Raw genomic sequence first — 12,237 nt, forward strand, 5'->3', positions numbered from 1 at the left:
GGGGAAGTGGCGGACAGAGGAGCAGTGCCGTGGTCCGGACATGACAAAGCAGACAGCCCGCGCGACCGGCAGTCTCTTTACCGCCCCCTGGCGTGGACATTACATAGATGATCCACAAAATGTAAGAGAGCTGGTCGGGTTGTGCGGATCTTGAGGAGGGGCGGCCGCGGGGCCGCTCGGTCAGGAAGAGACGACGGGCCTGCCGGTCAGCTCCACGCCCGCCTCGCGCAGTTCCCGCAGCGCGCGCGTGGTGGTCTCCTCGCCGACTCCCGCGGTCAGGTCCAGCAGGACGTGCGTGCGGAAGCCCTCCCGCACGGCGTCCAGCGCGGTGGCGCGCACGCAGTGGTCCGTGGCGATGCCGACGACGTCCACCTCGCCGATCTCCCGGGCGCGCAGCCAGTCGGCGAGCGTGACCCCGTTCTCGTCGGTGCCCTCGAAGCCGCTGTAGGCCGCCGAGTACGCCCCCTTGTCGAACACGGCGTCCACCGCGCCGGAGGCGACGGCGGGGGCGAAGTTCGGGTGGAAGCCGACGCCCTCCGTGCCCGCGACGCAGTGCGCGGGCCAGGAGCGGACGTAGTCGGGGTCGTCCGCGAAGTGGCCGCCGGGCGCGATGTGGTGGTCGCGGGTGGCCACCACATGCCGGTATCCGGTGCCCGCCGCCTGGCCGATCAGCTCGGTGACGGCGGCGGCCACGTCCGCGCCGCCGGACACCGCGAGGCTGCCCCCCTCGCAGAAGTCGTTCTGGACGTCTACGACGATCAAGGCGCGGCGCATGGTGGGTGTCCTTCGGGTGAGGAGGCAGGTGACTGAGCCTAGGGACTTACCGGCCGGTGCGGGAGGGGGCCGGACGACGGTCCCGCTTTGGGCCGTGTCGTCCTAGCTACCCGAGCCCCCGTGGACGTACTCCGTCGGGAGGACCGGTTCCCCCCGGGATAGCTGGGTGGCGGAGAGCGGCAGCCGGGCGCGGGCCGCGATGTGGCGGTCGCGCGTCACGTCCAGCGGCTCGCGGGCGATCACCTCGCCGCCCTTGACCAGCTCGACCTGGAGCTGGCGGCCGGCCAGGGCGGACGGGACCGGCCCGGTGCCGACGACCTCGGCCTCCGCGATCCCCTCCGCGTCGGTGCGGCGCGCGGCCCACTTGCGTCCGCCGACGGACGTCTTGCCGCCGCTGGACTTCTTCGCGACCGGCACCAGGGGCGCCTTCGGGTCGGCGGTCTCGGCGCGGGCGACCAGCTTGTAGACCATGGACGCGGTGGGGTGCCCGGAGCCGGTGACCAGTTGGGTGCCGACGCCGTACGCGTCCACGGGTGCGGCGGCCAGCGAGGCGATGGCGTACTCGTCGAGGTCGGAGGTCACGATGATCCTGGTGCCGGTCGCGCCCAGCTCGTCCAGTTGCTGGCGCACCCGGTGGGCCACCAGCAGCAGGTCGCCGGAGTCGATGCGGACCGCGCCCAGCTCGGGTCCGGCCACCTCCACCGCCGTACGGACGGCCTCGGTGACGTCGTAGGTGTCCACCAGCAGGGTCGTGCCGCGGCCGAGGGTGTCGACCTGGGCCCGGAAGGCATCGCGTTCGCGGTCGTGCAGGAGAGTGAAGGCGTGGGCCGAGGTGCCCACGGTCGGGATGCCGTAGCGGAAGCCCGCGGCGAGGTCGGAGGTGGTCGTGAAGCCGCCGACGTACGCGGCCCGCGCGGCGGCCACGGCGGCCAGCTCGTGGGTGCGGCGGGCGCCCATCTCGATGAGCGGGCGGTCACCGGCGGCGGAGGCCATGCGGGAGGCCGCCGCGGCGATCGCCGAGTCGTGGTTGAGGATCGAGAGGATCACGGTCTCCAGCAGGACGCACTCGGCGAAGCTGCCCTCGACACGCATGATCGGCGAGCCCGGGAAGTAGACCTCGCCCTCGGGATAGCCCCAGACGTCACCGCTGAAGCGGTAGCCGGCGAGCCACGCCAGGGTCTCCTCGTCGACGATGCCCTGTTCGCGCAGGAAGCCGAGCACGCCGGCGTCGAAGCGGAAGTTCTCGATCGCGTCCAGGACGCGCCCGGTGCCGGCCACCACGCCGTAGCGCCGCCCGTCGGGCAGCCGCCGGGTGAAGACCTCGAACACGCTGCGCCGGTCGGCCGTGCCGGCCTTCAGTGCGGCCCGCAGCATGGTCAGCTCGTACTGGTCCGTGAAGAGTGCCGTCGAGGGAACATCCACCGGCAGCCCAAGGTCCGCTGTGTTCATGACCAGATAGTACCCCCCATCTCGTCAGTGTGACGATTTATCGTGCCCGTGGGAGCATGGGCTCTGTGACGTCACCCGCGCCCGTAGAGATCGAACGCACCGAGTCGGCGGAGGAGGTCTTCGCCGTACCCGAGCCCGACGTCCCCTGGATCACGATCGTCCACAACGACCCGGTCAACCTCATGAGCTACGTGACGTACGTCTTCCAGACGTACTTCGGCTACTCCAAGGACAAGGCCACCAAGCTCATGCTCGACGTCCACCACAAGGGCCGGGCGGTCGTCTCCAGCGGGAGCCGCGAGGAGATGGAACGCGACGTGCAGGCGATGCACGGTTACGGTCTGTGGGCCACCCTTCAGCAGGACCGGAAGTAGCGACCGACCACTTATGCCCGGACACTTCGAACCGCTCCCCGGCGGCGGCGCGGCCGTCGCGCTCGACGACGTCGAGATCTCCATCATCCGGTCGCTGGCCGTCCAGCTCCTGGAGCTGATCGGCCCCGGCCCCGGTGCCGACGCCCCCGACGACCCGCTCGCCGAGCTGTTCGCCGAGGGGCCGAGCGAGCCGCCCGCGGACCCGGTGCTGCGCCGGCTCTTCCCGGACGCCTACAGCGATCCTGAGCAGGCCCCCGCCTCGCCGGCCGAGGCCGAGGAACGGCTGGCGCACTCCGCCGAGTTCCGCCGCTTCACCGAGAACGACCTGCGCGCCGGCAAGCGGGAGAGCGCCCTGACGGTGATCCGCACCCTGGACGCGCTCACCCCGGTGGATGACGGCGGGGCGGTGCTGGAGCTGTCCCCGCAGGAGTCGCGGCAGTGGCTCGGCGCCCTCAACGACCTCCGGCTGGCGATCGGCGCCCGCCTGGAGATCACCGACGAGGACGACACCGACCTGCTCTACCGGCTCCCGGAGGAGGACCCGCGCAAGCCGATGGTGCTGGCCTACCTGTGGCTGGGCGGTCTCCAGGAGACCTTGGTCACGACCCTCATGCCGTAATCCGGGCATATCCCTGCGACACCGTTCGCTCAGAGGACGCTCAAATCCGGATAACGATCCCGTCACCGTTGCGGCCGGTTTTGACGCATCCGAACACCTTTTGTCCGCTTCTCCTTGTGTGATGCACCACACCTCACCCCTGTGATCAGTGTTGCGGCCGTGATAAATCTTCACGACCGCCCGGCGAACACCACCCATGTTCCGGCCGGGTGCGCCACCGAGCCGACGACCGTCGGCCAGGCAAGAGCTCCAGAAATCCAGGGGGATCGAGACCCGGTCCGAGGCCGACGAAAGGCCCGGATCGGCATGGAGAAAGGCGCACCACACATGACCTCATCGCAGGTCGACCAGCATCGCGACGGCAATGAGGCCGTGCGGGCCGAGGATCACGAGGGCGGCGAGGGGTATCAGCGCGGGCTCGGTGCCCGGCAGATCCAGATGATCGCCATCGGCGGTGCCATCGGCACCGGCCTGTTCCTCGGCGCGGGCAAGGGCATCTCCAAGGCGGGCCCCAGCCTGATCCTGGCGTACGCCATCGCGGGCCTCGTCATCTTCTTCATCATGCGGGCACTCGGCGAGCTGCTGATGTACCGCCCGGTGTCGGGTTCGTTCTCCGAGTACGCGCGCGAGTTCATCGGCCCGTTCGCCGGCTTCGTCACCGGGTGGACGTACTGGCTGTTCTGGGTGGTCACGGGCATCACCGAGGTCACCGCTGCCGCCGCCTACATGACCTACTGGTGGAACATCCCGCAGTGGATCTCGGCGCTGATCTTCACGATCGTCCTGTACGGCGCCAACCTGATCTCCGTGAAGCTCTTCGGTGAGCTGGAGTTCTGGTTCTCCATGGTCAAGGTCACCGCCATCATCGGCATGATCCTGATCTGCGCCGGCATCCTCACGATCGGCTTCTCCGACGCCGGTGACACCGCCTCCGTCAGCCACCTGTGGAACGAGGGCGGCTTCTTCCCGCACGGCGTCGGCAGCACCCTGATGACCCTCCAGATGGTCATGTTCGCCTTCCTCGCCGTCGAGCTGGTCGGTGTGACCGCGGGCGAGTCCAAGGACCCCAAGACCGTGCTGCCCAAGGCGATCAACACCGTGCCGTGGCGCATCGCCGTCTTCTACGTCGGCGCGCTGATCATGATCCTGTCGGTCGTGCCGTGGACCAACTTCCACCCGGGTGTCAGCCCGTTCGTGGCCGCGTTCCAGAAGATGGGCCTGGCCGCCGGCGCCGGCATCGTGAACTTCGTCGTGCTCACCGCGGCGCTGTCCTCCTGCAACTCCGGCATGTACTCCACCGGCCGCATGCTGCGCGACCTCGCGCTCAACAGCCAGGGCCCGAAGGCCTTCACCCGCCTGACGTCCAGCGGCACCCCGCTCGTCGGCACGTCGGTCTCCGCCGCGCTGATGCTGGTCGGCGTGTGGATCAACTACCAGTGGCCGGGCAAGGCGTTCGACTACGTGGTCTCCTTCGCCACCATCTCCGGCATGTGGGCCTGGATCGTCATCCTGTTCTGCCAGATCCGCTACCGCGCCAAGTCCGACCGCGGCGAACTGCCCCGCTCGGAGTTCCGTGCGCCGGGCGCCCCGTTCACCAGTTGGTTCGCGCTCGCCTTCATCGGCATGGTGATCGTGATGATGGGCATCGACAAGGACGCCCGGGTCTCGCTGTACTGCGCACCGCTGTGGGCCCTGATCCTCGGCGTCGCCTACCTGGTGCTCAAGCGGCGCAACCCGGAGGCCGCGGCCTTCCAGAAGCGCTGAGGACCCGAGACACCCCGCAGGACACCTCTCCGGGACGTCCGGCCGCCGGGAGCACTCGTGGCGCCCCCGGCGGCTGCCGCTCAGGACGTCCGGCATGTGGGCCGTCCCGTACCGACCTCCGGTACGGGACGGCCCCTCTGCTTATCCTGACCCCCATGCTGACCATCACCCAGGCCCTGTACGACAAAATCGTCGCCCACGCGCGCGAGGACCACCCCGACGAGGCATGCGGCGTGGTCGCCGGTCCGGCGGGCTCCGGCCGCCCCGAGCGGTTCGTCCCGATGCTCAACGCGGCCCGCTCGCCCACCTTTTACGAGTTCGACTCCCAGGACCTGCTCAGGCTCTACCGCGAACTCGACGACCGCGACGAGGAGCCGGTGATCATCTACCACTCCCACACCGCGACCGAGGCCTACCCCTCCCGCACGGACATCTCCTACGCCAACGAGCCCGGCGCCCACTACGTCCTGGTCTCCACGGCCGACACCGATGACGCCGGCGAGTTCCAGTTCCGCTCGTTCCGGATCCTCGCCGGTGAGGTCACCGAGGAGGAGGTCAAGGTGGTGGAGGCGTACCCGCCCCAGTGACACCACGCGCCCCTCGTCTCGCGGACTGAACGAATCACGTCCGGGATGTGGGAACACCCTCCGGGAAACGGCGGGGGAATCGATACGATGAGCCCATGGTTTTCCACGACGTGAGCGAGAAGACGCCGGGCGCACTGCTCGTGGCGCGGCTGCACGTCGACCTGTGCAGGCTCGCCAGCGCCATCTGTTGACGCCGGCGCTGCCGCCGTACGGCCGTGAGCCGCGGCGTCCAGACCCGCGTACGCCACCCGTGCGCCCCGCGCCGCCGCGCGCCCACCGACCCGACACCTTCCGACAGGAGCCCTGAGCCATGGCCATCGAGGTCCGCATCCCCACCATCCTCCGCCAGTACACCGACGGCCAGAAGGCGGTGGAGGGCAGCGGGAACACCCTCGCCGAGCTGTTCGCCGACCTCGAGGCCCGGCACGCGGGCATCCAGGCCCGCATCGTGGACGGCGACCAGTTGCGCCGCTTCGTCAACGTGTACCTGAACGACGAGGACGTCCGCTTCCTGGACGGCATCAACACCAAGCTGTCCGACGGCGACAACGTCACGATCCTGCCGGCCGTGGCCGGCGGCATGCGCTGATCGGCCGCTGACCAGCGATGCGCTACGACTCCCCGCTGGCCGCGGTGGGCAACACCCCCCTGGTGCGCCTGCCGCGGCTGTCGCCGTCCTCCGACGTCCGGATCTGGGCCAAGCTGGAGGACCGCAACCCCACCGGCTCGGTCAAGGACCGCCCCGCCCTGCACATGATCGAGCAGGCGGAGAAGGACGGCCGGCTCACCCCGGGCTGCACCGTTCTGGAGCCCACCTCCGGCAACACCGGCATCTCCCTCGCCATGGCGGCCAAGCTCAAGGGCTACCGCATGGTGTGCGTGATGCCGGAGAACACCTCGCGGGAGCGCCGGGACCTGCTGGGGATGTGGGGCGCCGAGATCATCTCCTCACCGGCCGCCGGCGGCTCCAACACCGCCGTACGCGTGGCGAAGGAACTGGCCGCCGAGCACCCCGACTGGGTGATGCTCTACCAGTACGGCAACCCGGACAACGCGGGCGCCCACTACGCCACGACCGGCCCGGAGATCCTCGCCGACCTCCCCTCGATCACCCACTTCGTGGCCGGTCTCGGCACCACCGGCACCCTCATGGGCGTCGGCCGCTTCCTGCGCGAGCACAAGCCGGACGTCAAGATCGTCGCCGCCGAACCCCGCTACGACGACCTGGTGTACGGGCTGAGGAACCTCGACGAGGGCTTCGTCCCGGAGCTGTACGACGCCTCCGTGCTCACCACCCGCTTCTCGGTCGGCTCCGCCGACGCGGTCACCCGCACCCGCGAACTCCTGCAGCAGGAGGGCATCTTCGCGGGCGTCTCCACCGGCGCGGCCCTGCACGCCGCGATCGGCGTCGGCAGGAAGGCCGTCCAGGCGGGCGAGAGTGCCGACATCGTCTTCGTCGTGGCCGACGGCGGCTGGAAGTACCTCTCCACCGGCGTCTACACGGCGGCCACCACGGAGGAGGCCATCGAGACGCTCCAGGGCCAGCTCTGGGCATAGGGGATCCGACCGCGCCGGTGGTACGTCACATCCGTACCGGGAAACACCGGGAAAGCGGACACCGGCAGAAAGGCGGACCCCATGCGCCGTACGACGCCCCTCGCCCTCGCGGCGGCAGCGCTGCTCCTCGCGGGCTGCGGCTCCCAGCAGGAGGACACCGGGAGCGGCGGCAAGGCGTCGGAGCCGCCGTCCCCCACCCGGTCCGCCGGCGGCTGCACCGGTCAGGCGGACCTGACGGCCGCCGACCACGGCCGTACCGTCTGCGTGACCGAGGGCGGCGAGGTCCGGCTCACCCTGGACGGCACCCGGGCCCGCCCCTGGAAGGCGGTCACCGCCAGCGGCACCGGTCTGCGGGGGATCAACGCCGGCTTCGTCCTGCGGCCGGGTGACGCCACGGCCGCGTACCGGGCGGTGGCCGCCGGCACGGTGCGGCTGACCTCGTCCCGCCCGCTGTGCGCCGAGCCCACCGCACCGGACCGGGTCTCCTGCAAGGGCGTCGAGGAGTGGACGGTGACCGTGCGGGTCGGCTAGAACCTGCCCGCCGGATCGGTCCGGCTCCCGCCGCCGTCGCCCACCGGCCGGGCCGATCCCGCGGCGCCGGCGGGATCCGGCAGGCGGGCCCTAACCCGCGAGGTGGCGCACCTGGTCCCACAGGACCGGGTCGACCACGCCCACCCGGCGCCGGAAGTCGCCCACCGGCACCTCGCGCAGCTCATCGGTCTCCAGGAAGCTGGGCCGGCCCCGGGCGTCGCCGACCGCGCCCGGCGGCAGGGGGATCACCCCGCTGCGCTCGTCGTGGTACTTGCTGGTGATCTTCGCGACCGTGGCCCGGTCGCCGCGCACGGCCAGCACCAGGCAGGGCCGGTCCTTGACCGCGGCCCGGTCCTCGTAGGGCACGTCCGCCCACCAGATGTCGCCGGGGGAGGGCCGTGCCGCGCGGGCCGTCCGCGTGCCCGGCCGGCCCGGGGGCCGAAGCCGCCGCCCGCCCGGCCGGCGACCGCGGCCCCAGCCGTCGACGAGCGTGGCGACCAGTGCGAGCAGTACGACCGCCGCGAGCGCCAGCCACCAGGACGTGTCCATACGACGACGTTACCGGCGCGCGCGGCGCACCGCGCGCCCTCCGGTGAATCCGCCGCCCCGGGTCCAGCCGAACCGGTGACAGCACAGGTGAGTTCGCCCACAACGGCCCCTGGCGAAGGAGCGACCCGCGCTCCAGCGCCTTACGCTCGACGCACCGCACGACCACCGTCAGCCCCCACCCTGACTGGCCCTCCCGTCCCGCCCACCGGTTTCCCGCCAGCGGAGGTTTCTGCTTCATGAAGCTCACCGTCGTCGGCTGCTCGGGGTCGTTCCCGTCCGCGGAATCGGCCTGTTCGAGCTACCTCCTCGAGGCCGACGGCTTCCGGCTGCTTCTCGACATGGGCAACGGCGCCCTCGGCGAGCTCCAGCGCCACTGCGGTCTCTACGACCTCGACGCGATCTTCCTCAGTCATCTGCACGCCGACCACTGCATCGACATGTGCGCCTACTTCGTGGCGCGCTACTACCGCCATGACGGCGGCAGGTGCGGCCCCGTCCCGGTCTACGGCCCCGAGGGCACCGAGCACCGGCTGACCACGGCCTACGCGGACACCCCTTCCGCCTCCTCGATGAGCGAGGTCTTCGACTTCCACACGGTCAAGCCGTCCACGTTCGAGATCGGCCCGTTCACCGTGCACACGGAGCGGGTCCGCCACCCCGTGGAGGCGTACGGCATCCGGGTCGAGCACGGCGGTACGTCGCTGACCTACTCCGGCGACACGGGCGTCACCGCGACGCTGGACGAGCTGGCCCGGGACACCGACCTGTTCCTGTGCGAGGCCGCGTTCACGCACGGCAAGGAGAGCATTCCCGACCTGCACCTCAACGGCCGCGAGGCGGGTGAGACGGCGGCCCGCGCGGGCGCCCGCCGCCTGGTGCTCACACCCACATCCCGCCGTGGACCGACCCCCTGGTCAACCTGCGGGACGCCCGCGAGGTGTTCGCCGGGCCGGTGGCGCTGGCGGCGCCGGGACAGACGTACGACATCTGACCCCATGGCATGCGCGGGGCCCCGGAACCGTCTCGGTTCCAGGGCCCCGCGCGCTGTCCGGGCCGGCCGGGCTACTTGCCCTCGGCCTTCCGGAGTTCGGCCAGTTCCTCGTCGGACTCGCGGCCCGGCGTGGGCAGGTCGAACCGGGTGATGGCGAAGCGGAAGACCACGTAGTAGACGACCGCGAAGCACAGACCGACCACGACCAGGCCCCACGGGTTGCTGGCGATGCCCAGGTTCAGGCCGAAGTCGACCACGCCCGCCGAGAAGCCGAAGCCGTCCTTCATGCCCAGTGCCCAGGTCAGCCCCAGCGAGAGGCCGGTGAGGACCGCGTGGATGGCGTACAGCACCGGCGCGATGAACATGAAGGTGAACTCGATGGGCTCGGTGACGCCGGTGACGAAGGACGTCAGCGCCAGCGAGAACATCATGCCGCCGACGACCTTGCGGCGCTCGGGCCGGGCGCAGTGGACGATGGCCAGGCACGCGGCCGGCAGGGCGAACATCATGATCGGGAAGAAGCCGGTCATGAACTGGCCCGCGTGCGGGTCGCCGGCCAGGAAGCGCGCGATGTCGCCGCTCTTGCCGTGGTACTCGCCCGCCTGGAACCACGGGAACGAGTTCAGCAGGTGGTGCATGCCGATCGGGATCAGCGCACGGTTGGCGACACCGAAGATGCCCGCGCCGACCGCGCCCGAGCCGACCAGCCACTCACCGAAGTTGTGCAGGCCCGTGCCGAGGACCGGCCAGATTTAGCCGAAGACGATGCCGAGGAGGAGACCGGCGAATGCCGACAGGATCGGGACGAGACGACGACCGCCGAAGAAGCCCGCCCAGTCGGGCAGCTTGGTGCGGTAGAAGCGCTGGTACAGCAGGGCCACGACTATGCCCATCACCACACCGCCGAGGACCTTGGCGTCCACCGGGGCGTCCACCATGTGGACCTTGCCGTCGACGACGGTGGCCACCTTGGGCAGGTTCTTGTCGGTGAACGTGCCGAGCACGTTCTTGAAGACCAGGTAACCGGCGACCGCGGCGAGCGCGGTGGAGCCGTCCGACTTCTTCGCGAAGCCGATGGCGATGCCCACCGCGAACAGCAGGGCCATGTTGTCGAGGATCGCGTTGCCGCCGGCGGCCATGAAGGTCGCGATCTTCGTCAGGAAGGCCGGGAAGGACGGGCGTCCCAGCATGTCGGTGTTGCCGAGGCGCACCAGGAGAGCGGCGGCGGGCAGTACGGCCACCGGCAGCATCAGGCTGCGCCCGATACGCTGGAGGACGGCCATCACGCCGGCGCCCTTCTTCTTCTGGTCGGCCGCGGGAGCGGCGCTGGCCGTGGTCACAACTTCCTCCTGGGAATACCCCCGGCCGGGGCCGGGGGAGGGCAGGGCGCCGCCCGGGAACCAAGGAGGGGGACGGCAGCGTCTCTGGTCTACACCACTCAGTGGTGTAGACCTGTTGTAGCACGATGAACGCGGGATGAGGAACCCACGAAAACGCGGTCACGGCGCTACAGCGCGTACTCGTCCGGCCGGCCGCCCGGCCCCCCGCTCACCTCACGTTGTCGCGGTCCATCTCCTGCGCCACCTCGGCCGGTTCCCGCCCCGGCGTCCGCAGGTCGAACCGCGTGATCGCGAACCGGAAGACGGCGTAGTACACCGCCGCGAAGGCCAGGCCGATCGGGATGATCGCCCACGGCTTCGTCGCCAGGTTCCAGTTGATGACGTAGTCGATCAGGCCCGCGGAGAAGCTGAAGCCGTCGTGCACCCCGAGCGCCCAGCTCGCCCCCAGGCAGACGCCGGTGAGCACGGCGTGGACGGCGTACAGCGCCGGCGCGACGAACAGGAAGGAGTATTCCAGGGGTTCGGTGATGCCCGTCACGAACGACGTCAGCGCGACCGAGAGCATCAGGCCGCCGACCTCCTTGCGCCGCTCCGGCCGGGCGCAGTGCGTGATCGCCAGCGCGGCGGCCGGCAGCGCGAACATCATGATCGGGAAGAAACCCGTGGTGAACTGGCCCGCGTGCGGGTCGCCCGCCAGGAACATGTTGATGTCACCGTGCACGGGCTTGCCGCCCGGCGGTGTGTAGGTGCCGAACTGGAACCAGACGGGCACGTTCAGGAACTGGTGCAGGCCGATGACGAGCAGCGCCCGGTTGGCGAGGCCGAAGAGGCCGGCGCCCCGGGCGCCCAGGTCCCGCAGCCAGTGCGCGAAGCTCTCCAGGGCGTCGCCGACCGGCGGCCAGACCCACAGGCACAGGGCCGCGAAGGCGATCGCGACGAACGCCATGATGATGGGGACGAGACGGCGGCCGTTGAAGAAGCCCAGCCAGTCCACCAGTCGCGTGCGGTGGTAGCGGGCCCAGAAGAAGGCCGCCAGCAGACCCATCACGATGCCGCCGAACACCCCGGGGTTCTGGAACGTGAACGGCGTCACCGCGCCGGCACCCGCGCCGACGCTCACCTGGCAGCCGACGTCCGGGACCGACGTCGAGCCGCCCGGGCACCGTCCGGGGAACTGGTGCAGGACGTTGTAGTAGACGAGGAAGCCGGCCACCGCCGCCAGCGCCGTGGAGCCGTCCGACTTCTTCGCCATGCCGATCGCGACGCCCACGCAGAACAGCAGCGGCAGGCCGAGGGAGCCGTCGAGCAGCGCGCCGCCCGCCCCCTTCATCACCTTCGAGACGCCGGTCCAGCCCAGGCCCTGGTCCCCGAACACGTCGGGCTGGCCCAGCCGGTTCAGGATGCCCGCGGCCGGCAGCACGGCGATGGGTAGCTGAAGGCTGCGGCCCATCTTCTGGAGGCCCTGGAACAGCCGGTTGAAGTGGACCCGGGCGGGGCCGGCCGCGCTCTCGGCACTCATGGCGTCCTTTCCGGGGCGCCCGACCGGGAGGCGGTTTGGCGACCTTCCCCAGGGTGGTGTAGACCAGTCGGCGCGGTTCCGCTGTCGTGAAGGCCATCATTGGGCACGGGCGGCACGACCGCTCGCGAAGATGGGCCAACTGTGGGTTACTGCGACAAAGCGGTTCGGATCAGGGAGAAGGAA

General features: G+C 70.5%; 12 protein-coding genes and 2 pseudogenes. 9 read left to right on the forward strand and 5 right to left on the reverse strand.

Annotation, left to right across the window (positions count from 1 at the left end):
* Positions 1–180 precede the first annotated feature (180 nt).
* Together D9753_RS21915 and D9753_RS21920 are read right to left on the reverse strand one after the other, a co-directional pair.
* Positions 181–774 (reverse strand): nicotinamidase, encoded by a 594-nt coding sequence (locus D9753_RS21915; protein WP_121788531.1) that lies wholly within the window; start codon positions 772–774, stop codon positions 181–183.
* A gap of 102 nt (positions 775–876) precedes the next feature.
* Complete coding sequence (locus D9753_RS21920; RefSeq protein WP_121788532.1) at positions 877–2,223, reverse strand: nicotinate phosphoribosyltransferase; 1,347 nt, start codon at positions 2,221–2,223, stop codon at positions 877–879.
* A gap of 56 nt (positions 2,224–2,279) precedes the next feature.
* On the opposite strand from D9753_RS21920, the gene clpS reads away from it, so the two are divergent.
* The 8 genes from clpS to D9753_RS21960 all read left to right on the forward strand — a co-directional run bounded on the left by clpS (position 2,280) and on the right by D9753_RS21960 (position 7,655).
* Positions 2,280–2,597: an ATP-dependent Clp protease adapter ClpS gene (gene clpS / locus D9753_RS21925; protein WP_121788533.1), complete on the forward strand. Its 318-nt coding sequence runs from the start codon at positions 2,280–2,282 to the stop codon at positions 2,595–2,597.
* A 13-nt stretch (positions 2,598–2,610) separates the two neighbouring features.
* A complete protein-coding gene (locus D9753_RS21930) occupies positions 2,611–3,216 on the forward strand; it encodes a DUF2017 domain-containing protein (protein WP_121788534.1) in 606 nt (201 codons plus the stop codon).
* 327 nt (positions 3,217–3,543) lie between these two features.
* On the forward strand, positions 3,544–4,980 hold the full coding sequence (locus tag D9753_RS21935; RefSeq protein WP_121788535.1) for an amino acid permease: 1,437 nt from the start codon (positions 3,544–3,546) through the stop codon (positions 4,978–4,980).
* Positions 4,981–5,135: 155 nt separating this feature from the next.
* Positions 5,136–5,567, forward strand: coding sequence for a Mov34/MPN/PAD-1 family protein (locus D9753_RS21940; protein WP_121788536.1), 432 nt, complete (start codon positions 5,136–5,138; stop codon positions 5,565–5,567).
* Between the two features lie 95 nt (positions 5,568–5,662).
* Positions 5,663–5,758, forward strand: a complete 96-nt coding sequence (locus D9753_RS39065; RefSeq protein ID WP_309504872.1) for a putative leader peptide — start codon at positions 5,663–5,665, stop codon at positions 5,756–5,758.
* Between the two features lie 119 nt (positions 5,759–5,877).
* Positions 5,878–6,156, forward strand: a complete 279-nt coding sequence (locus tag D9753_RS21950) for a MoaD/ThiS family protein (protein WP_121788538.1) — start codon at positions 5,878–5,880, stop codon at positions 6,154–6,156.
* A gap of 17 nt (positions 6,157–6,173) precedes the next feature.
* Positions 6,174–7,124 (forward strand): PLP-dependent cysteine synthase family protein, encoded by a 951-nt coding sequence (locus D9753_RS21955; protein ID WP_121788539.1) that lies wholly within the window; start codon positions 6,174–6,176, stop codon positions 7,122–7,124.
* A gap of 81 nt (positions 7,125–7,205) precedes the next feature.
* Positions 7,206–7,655, forward strand: coding sequence for a hypothetical protein (locus D9753_RS21960; protein WP_121788540.1), 450 nt, complete (start codon positions 7,206–7,208; stop codon positions 7,653–7,655).
* Between the two features lie 90 nt (positions 7,656–7,745).
* Here D9753_RS21960 and D9753_RS21965 read toward each other — a convergent pair whose 3' ends face one another.
* The gene (locus D9753_RS21965) at positions 7,746–8,204 is read right to left on the reverse strand and encodes a type II toxin-antitoxin system PemK/MazF family toxin (RefSeq protein ID WP_121788541.1); all 459 of its coding nucleotides are present in this window, start codon (positions 8,202–8,204) and stop codon (positions 7,746–7,748) included.
* Positions 8,205–8,440: 236 nt separating this feature from the next.
* On the opposite strand from D9753_RS21965, the pseudogene D9753_RS21970 reads away from it, so the two are divergent.
* Positions 8,441–9,195, forward strand: a pseudogene (locus D9753_RS21970) (MBL fold metallo-hydrolase).
* A 71-nt stretch (positions 9,196–9,266) separates the two neighbouring features.
* On the opposite strand, the pseudogene D9753_RS21975 reads toward D9753_RS21970, so the two are convergent.
* Both D9753_RS21975 and D9753_RS21980 read right to left on the reverse strand, forming a co-directional pair.
* A pseudogene (locus tag D9753_RS21975) lies at positions 9,267–10,535 on the reverse strand (PTS transporter subunit EIIC).
* Between the two features lie 208 nt (positions 10,536–10,743).
* Complete coding sequence (locus D9753_RS21980) at positions 10,744–12,054, reverse strand: PTS transporter subunit EIIC (RefSeq protein ID WP_121788542.1); 1,311 nt, start codon at positions 12,052–12,054, stop codon at positions 10,744–10,746.
* Positions 12,055–12,237 lie beyond the last annotated feature (183 nt).

Origin of the sequence: Streptomyces dangxiongensis, from assembly GCF_003675325.1 — a bacterium.
In the GTDB taxonomy this organism is placed as follows: Bacteria; Actinomycetota; Actinomycetes; order Streptomycetales; family Streptomycetaceae; genus Streptomyces; species Streptomyces dangxiongensis.

Excerpts from the sequence above, each read along its gene's own strand:
- D9753_RS21915 (WP_121788531.1), bottom strand. The coding sequence starts at position 774 with ATGCGCCGCGCCTTGATCGTCGTAGACGTCCAGAACGACTTCTGCGAG.
- D9753_RS21920 (WP_121788532.1), bottom strand. The coding sequence starts at position 2,223 with ATGAACACAGCGGACCTTGGGCTGCCGGTGGATGTTCCCTCGACGGCA.
- clpS (WP_121788533.1), top strand. The coding sequence starts at position 2,280 with ATGGGCTCTGTGACGTCACCCGCGCCCGTAGAGATCGAACGCACCGAG.
- D9753_RS21930 (WP_121788534.1), top strand. The coding sequence starts at position 2,611 with ATGCCCGGACACTTCGAACCGCTCCCCGGCGGCGGCGCGGCCGTCGCG.
- D9753_RS21935 (WP_121788535.1), top strand. The coding sequence starts at position 3,544 with ATGACCTCATCGCAGGTCGACCAGCATCGCGACGGCAATGAGGCCGTG.
- D9753_RS21940 (WP_121788536.1), top strand. The coding sequence starts at position 5,136 with ATGCTGACCATCACCCAGGCCCTGTACGACAAAATCGTCGCCCACGCG.
- D9753_RS39065 (WP_309504872.1), top strand. The coding sequence starts at position 5,663 with ATGGTTTTCCACGACGTGAGCGAGAAGACGCCGGGCGCACTGCTCGTG.
- D9753_RS21950 (WP_121788538.1), top strand. The coding sequence starts at position 5,878 with ATGGCCATCGAGGTCCGCATCCCCACCATCCTCCGCCAGTACACCGAC.
- D9753_RS21955 (WP_121788539.1), top strand. The coding sequence starts at position 6,174 with ATGCGCTACGACTCCCCGCTGGCCGCGGTGGGCAACACCCCCCTGGTG.
- D9753_RS21960 (WP_121788540.1), top strand. The coding sequence starts at position 7,206 with ATGCGCCGTACGACGCCCCTCGCCCTCGCGGCGGCAGCGCTGCTCCTC.
- D9753_RS21965 (WP_121788541.1), bottom strand. The coding sequence starts at position 8,204 with ATGGACACGTCCTGGTGGCTGGCGCTCGCGGCGGTCGTACTGCTCGCA.
- D9753_RS21980 (WP_121788542.1), bottom strand. The coding sequence starts at position 12,054 with ATGAGTGCCGAGAGCGCGGCCGGCCCCGCCCGGGTCCACTTCAACCGG.